Here is a 4,884-nt window from a genome sequence, read left to right as displayed (position 1 = left end):
GGACAAAACGTTTAAAGCTTCGACTCTAAACTTTCAAACCACCACAACCCAAGGCAGCGCGTTCTCTCCCGATTCTTCATCGGGTGCTTGTGCTGCCGAAATAAGCTTTAACGAATTTATCCGACATCAGATCCAAGCCTTGAGTTTTTTGTTACTTTTTTGATCAAGCAAAAAAGTAAGAGCCCTTCGACGGCCAGCCGAGGAATAATTTTATAAAGGGTTACAAGGTTGCAATTATTTTATGTTCGGCATTAAACTTTAGCACTAAATAGATTCGAAATTATCGATCTATGGTATGTTCGTTGTGTGTGCCTAAATTTATCCTTAATAAGCTTAACTTTAAGGAGCATTCCATCGAAACAAATTCTGAGTTTATTGGTTGATATCTTAAAGATTAAAATCATGAAAGCCATCTGGAACAATCAAGTCTTAGCAGAGAGTAACGATACAATTGTAATTGAAAACAATCATTATTTTCCTGCCGCTTCTATAAAAGAAGAATTTTTTCAGGCTTCCGGCAAACACACCATTTGCCCGTGGAAAGGCGAAGCATCGTATTATACATTGGTAGTAGATGGTCAAAAAAACGAAGACGCTGCCTGGTACTATCCAAACCCAAAAGACGCTGCCAAGGAGATAAAACATTATGTTGCTTTTTGGAAAGGCGTGCAAATTGGATAAATTTTGCTGTTTTACAATAGCAGTCTATTCCTATAAGTTGCAGGTACAACGAATGCCTTGTTGCAAACTGACGAAATTCTTCCGCGCTCCCAGCCTTTGAAATTTCGTAAGTTGATCTGACTTACGAAGTTTTGGTGGCCTTTGTGGTGGGGAAACTTCGTCAGTCTCCAAAATGATAAGGCATTCTATACAATACTTCAGAAATCTGTAATTGCTTTGTCGTGGCTATCAAAAAATATTTCTTCACTATGAAACAGCAATTGCCTGAAATAAAATTTACTACAGATTATGCTTTGATTTTAAATAAAATCAAAGATTTAGATCCTTTGCAATACGCAAAAACCAGAAATTTTGTAGATGGTGCAGTGAGTTACCTTTCACCATATATTTCCAGGGGAGTGATCAGCCTAAAGCAAATTCAAAATGAAGTATTTAGAAAAGGACTTGGATTAGAAATTACTGAAAAATTTTTACAAGAACTGGCCTGGCGCGAATATTATCAGCGCATTTGGCAGGAGAAAAAAGACCGCATCTGGGATGATCTTAACCAACCGCAACCTGATGTTGTAGAACATGATATGATATCATCAATCGTAGAAACCCGAACAGGCATAAGCGCAATTGATAATGGGATTAATGACTTGTATCAGTCAGGTTATATGCACAATCACCTCAGAATGTATGTGGCATCTATGGTTTGTAACATTGGCAAAACCCATTGGAAAGCACCATCAAAGTGGTTATATTATCATTTATTGGATGGAGATATGGCGAGTAATAACGCCAGCTGGCAATGGGTAGCTGCTGCATTTGCTTCCAAGAAATACTATTGTAATCAGGAGAATATCAATAAGTACACATTAAGTAATCAGCAGGATACTTTTTTGGATAAAACTTATGAAGAACTCCCTTTAATGCCAATTCCGGATGAGTTAAAAGACAGAACTCGACTACAGTTAAAAACTTTCCTACCAGAAACGGCTTTACCCAAAATAGACGCAAACCGACCAACCATTATTTACAATAGCTACAATCTTGATCCTACCTGGAGAAAAGATGACCTGGCCAACCGGGTTTTATTGTTAGAACCTACTCACTTTTCTAAATACCCGGTGAGTGAGAAGGTGATCAATTTTATAATCGGGCTATCGAAAAACATTCCGGGCATTCAGATTTTTACTGGTGAGGTATCAGATTTATTATCGCTCTATCAAAACAGTAACCTGTTATCTAGCGAAATTTTTATCTCCAAAGAACATCCGGCATTTGGCCATTATCCCGGCATTAAAGATAGTTATGAATGGATGTTCCCGGAGATTACAGGCGCATACCCATCTTTCTTTAAATACTGGAAACTTTGCAGGCCATACCTGGAAAAAATATGATCAGATTATTCTCTTTAGAAAATATGGTAAGCCTCGATATATAATGATCCCCTCTACATCCAGCCCTGTAACCTGCAACCCTTAACCTGTAACCCGTTACCCGCAACCTTAACCTGCAACTTGTAACCCATAACCCATATTCTGCTCCCATCCCTCAATATGATGAAAAAGAAATACAAAACATTAAGGCTTATTCTTGGCGATCAGCTTAACCTGCAACATTCCTGGTTTTCTGAGGAGGCACCAGAGACACTTCATGTGCTGATGGAAGTAAAAACAGAAACAGATTACGTGTGGCACCACATCCAAAAGGCATGTGCTTTTTTTGCAGCGATGGAAAATTTCGCTGAAACACTTAATAACACGGCGTTTGAAACCTTATATATTCGCCTTGATGATGCAGAGAATAAACAAAACTTTTCTGATAACCTGGCTGAATTAATCAGGAAATATGAGATTGAGGAATTTCATTATCAATTACCCGACGAATATAGGCTAGACCAGGAGCTGAACCATTTTTGCAGTACACTCCAGATTCCATACCGCTCGTTCGATACAGAACATTTTTATACCAGCAGGACAGAACTTGGTGATTTCTTTTTCGGAAAGAAAGAACTGTTAATGGAAAGCTTTTACAGGGCTATGCGCTTAAAGCACCATTTACTCCTTGATGATACGGATGATCCACAAGGTGGAAAATGGAATTTTGATATAGAAAACCGAAAAAAGCTTCCGAAAAACCACAAACCTAATCCTCCCCTGTTATTTGCTAATGATGTGAGGAAACAATTTGAAAGAATCAAGGCTTCAGAAATTGTGACTATTGGTAACATTAATCCCGAGTACCTGCCATGGCCAATCAACAGAGATCAATCTTTAAAACTGCTGCATTATTTCTGCGAAAATTGCCTGCCCTTGTTCGGAACCTTTCAGGATGCCATGCACACGCACGAATGGTCAGTTTATCATTCCCGCCTTTCATTTAGCATGAATACTAAACTCATTTCGCCTGTTGAAGTCGTAAATACGGCAATTAACCACTGGAGAAAAAATAAAAAATCGATAGCCCTCAACCAAATTGAAGGATTTGTGAGGCAAATTTTAGGATGGCGGGAATACATGAGGGGCATTTATTGGATGAAAATGCCAGCATTTGAAAACCTGAACCACTTTGATCACCAGCGGAAACTTCCGCAGTTCTACTGGACAGGTGAGACCAACATGAACTGCTTAAAACATTCCATTGCGCAATCGCTAGAATTTTCGTATGCTCATCACATTCAGCGTTTAATGATTACGGGAAATTTTGCCTTGCTTGCAGGAATAGATCCTGATGAAGTTGATTTCTGGTATTTAGGTATCTACATTGATGCCATCCAATGGGTAGAAATTACCAATACCAGGGGTATGAGTCAATATGCAGATGGGGGGATTATCGGCTCGAAACCTTATACGGCAACAGCCAACTATATTCATAAAATGAGCAACTACTGCGATAGTTGTAAATACGATCGTAGCGATAAAACCGGAGAGCATTCATGCCCTTTCAATAGCTTATATTGGGACTTTCACGATAGGCACCGGGAATTGCTTCAGCACAATCACAGACTGTCTATGGTTTATCGGATTTGGGATAAAATGAACCCAGAACTAAAATCTTCAGTTTTGAGTCGGGCAAACTATTGCTTAAATAACTTAGAGAAGTTGTAGCGATTTAAAAAAGAAAATTGATCGCATTTAAAGCCCAGGTCCTCAATCAAGTTCAAAAAACTACATCATATTATTGGCGCCCTGCTAGCCGAGGCAAGCCAGCGCAGCAGGAAAAGTTTTCGGCAGATCAGGACACCAGCAATACATGAATGGTTTAACTAAAATGTCTTTTACGCTTCGTGTTAAAAGGATTTTATCGTGTCCTGGCCGGACGGGCCTTTTTTCTTTTGACAGCAAAAGAAACAAAACTGCCGGCTCGCATTTTTTTTTATCCAAGTCAGTAGCTGGGCTTAGGCAGTGTCATCCCAAAAAATTGACCATGCCGGTCTAAGAGCAGAACGAAGAAACGGTGGTTTGGCCTTGCTCAGTAGTGATAGCGATCGCCTTTCTTGTTATAAATCTAAGTCTGCATCCTAATCTCACCATGCTATGGCCACCTTGCTATCCGGCCTAGGAAATGATGGAAGGAGAAAACGTTAAAGCTTCTGCCACAATCTTTCAACCCACCACAACCCAAGGCAGCGCGTCCTCTCCCGATTCTTCATCGGGTGCTTGTGCTGCCGAAAAAAAGCTTTAACGATTTTATCCGACATCAGGTCCAAGCCTTGGGTTTTGCTTCTTTTTGCCAAGAAAAAGAAGAGAGCCCTTCGGCGGCTAGCCGGGGCAAGGCTGCGCACAGGGAAAAGATTATAGCAGGTGATGACACCAGATAGATGAATGCTACAAGTAAAATGTCTTTTACGCTTCGTCTTTAAAAGATTTTATCGTGTCCTGGCCGGACGGGCCTTTTTTCTTTTGACAGCAAAAGAAAACAAAACTGCCGGCTCGCAATTTTTCTGTTAAAGTTAGTGAGTAGGCTTGGATATTGCCATCCCAAAAAATTGACCATGCCGGTCTAAGAGCAGAACGAAGAAACGGTGGTTTGGCCTTGCTGGGTAGCAATAGCGATCGCCATTCTTATTATAAATCTAAGTCTGCATCCTATTTTCTCATCCTGCTATGGCCACCCTGCTATCCGGCCTAGGAAATGATGGAAGGAGAAAACGTTAAAGCTTCAACCACAATCTTTCAACCCACCACAACCCAAGGCAGCGCGTCCTCTCCCGAT

Annotated in this window: 3 protein-coding genes; all 3 read left to right on the top strand. The window is 40.3% G+C overall.

Going from position 1 to position 4,884, the window contains the following annotated elements:
- Window positions 1–402: 402 nt before the first annotated feature.
- The 3 genes from SOM16_RS23010 (at window position 403) to SOM16_RS23000 (ending at window position 3,776) form a co-directional block, all read left to right on the top strand.
- Window positions 403–681, top strand: coding sequence for a DUF427 domain-containing protein (locus SOM16_RS23010; protein ID WP_320466348.1), 279 nt, complete (start codon window positions 403–405; stop codon window positions 679–681).
- 248 nt (window positions 682–929) lie between these two features.
- Window positions 930–2,066: an FAD-binding domain-containing protein gene (locus tag SOM16_RS23005; RefSeq protein ID WP_320466347.1), complete on the top strand. Its 1,137-nt coding sequence runs from the start codon at window positions 930–932 to the stop codon at window positions 2,064–2,066.
- Between the two features lie 159 nt (window positions 2,067–2,225).
- On the top strand, window positions 2,226–3,776 hold the full coding sequence (locus SOM16_RS23000; RefSeq protein ID WP_320466346.1) for a cryptochrome/photolyase family protein: 1,551 nt from the start codon (window positions 2,226–2,228) through the stop codon (window positions 3,774–3,776).
- Window positions 3,777–4,884 lie beyond the last annotated feature (1,108 nt).

Origin of the sequence: Pedobacter sp. CFBP9032, from assembly GCF_034045265.1 — a bacterium.
In the GTDB taxonomy this organism is placed as follows: Bacteria; Bacteroidota; Bacteroidia; order Sphingobacteriales; family Sphingobacteriaceae; genus Pedobacter.
Note: the sequence above shows the minus strand (reverse complement) of the source record. Positions and strands in the feature narration are given on the sequence as shown.

Coding starts and splice junctions, on each gene's coding strand:
- SOM16_RS23010 (WP_320466348.1), top strand. CDS start 403: ATGAAAGCCATCTGGAACAATCAAGTCTTAGCAGAGAGTAACGATACA.
- SOM16_RS23000 (WP_320466346.1), top strand. CDS start 2,226: ATGATGAAAAAGAAATACAAAACATTAAGGCTTATTCTTGGCGATCAG.
- SOM16_RS23005 (WP_320466347.1), top strand. CDS start 930: ATGAAACAGCAATTGCCTGAAATAAAATTTACTACAGATTATGCTTTG.